1 pseudogene is annotated in these 539 nt (G+C 70.9%); it reads right to left on the bottom strand.

Going from position 1 to position 539, the window contains the following annotated elements:
- Nucleotides 1–539: pseudogene (locus G6O68_RS32060) on the bottom strand (hypothetical protein); the annotation flags it as partial.

The following is a 539-nucleotide window of genomic DNA, read 5'->3' as shown; positions in this document are numbered from 1 at the left end:
TGTCCTCGTCGGCCGCGACCGTCAGGTCGAACTTGCCGAAGGGGACCCAGGCCTGGCCGCTGCTGTTGCTGGAGGCGACCTGGACGGTGGCCTTGCCGCCGTCGATGCGGACCTTGCAGGCGACGGCCGGTCCGGCGGGCTCGGCGGGGACCCCTTCGCGGGCCCAGAGGCCCAGCACCGGCTTGTCTTTCAACGCCTTCGTCACCGCGGCGGCCGCAGCCTCGGAGCCGGCGTCCTTGGCGTCGACCTGGAAGAGCAGCACGCCGGTCTCGTCGTTGGGCAGCGAGTCCAGATTCTCGACGAAGTCCTGGGCCAGCGTCAGTTCATGGGCGTTGCCCCACTTTTCGGCGAGCTGGGCGATGACGTCCCATTCGAGGCCCTGGGCGACGCGCCACATGACCATCTGTGAGACCGTCGCCGGGGCCTTGACGGCCGCCAGCCGCTTGAGCGCCTTCTGAACGCGGGCGTCGCCGCTGACCTGCGACACGTCGCCGATCTGGAGCTTCTCCCCCTCGGCGGGGAGCCGGACCGCCCCCTCC

It is taken from the genome of Paludisphaera soli (assembly GCF_011064595.1).
GTDB classification, from domain to species: Bacteria; Planctomycetota; Planctomycetia; order Isosphaerales; family Isosphaeraceae; genus Paludisphaera; species Paludisphaera soli.
Note: the sequence above shows the minus strand (reverse complement) of the source record. Positions and strands in the feature narration are given on the sequence as shown.